Annotated in this window: 1 protein-coding gene; it reads left to right on the top strand. The window is 45.5% G+C overall.

The window, feature by feature from the left end; translation table 11 throughout:
• Positions 1-310: DDE-type integrase/transposase/recombinase (locus tag FN960_RS23795; protein ID WP_368854058.1), on the top strand; the 310-nt coding region annotated here is incomplete at both ends.

Genomic DNA, 310 nt, shown 5'->3' on the forward strand with positions numbered 1-310 from the left:
CTCTTCATCGAGAAGGGAAACAGATTAACCATAAAGCTGTTCAGCGCCTGATGGGAACCCTCTCACTTAAAGCAGCGATTAAGGTCAAGCGATACCGCTCTTACAGAGGAGAGGTAGGGCAAACCGCCCCTAATGTTCTCCAAAGAGATTTCAAGGCTACGCGGCCAAACGAGAAGTGGGTTACCGATGTTACTGAATTTGCAGTCAATGGGCGCAAGCTGTATTTGTCTCCAGTAATAGATCTCTTCAACAACGAAGTTATTTCTTACAGCCTTTCGGAAAGACCAGTGATGAACATGGTTGAGAATAT

The sequence above is a fragment of the Alkalicoccobacillus porphyridii genome (genome assembly GCF_007293315.1).
GTDB lineage: Bacteria > Bacillota > Bacilli > Bacillales > Bacillaceae_D > Alkalicoccobacillus > Alkalicoccobacillus porphyridii.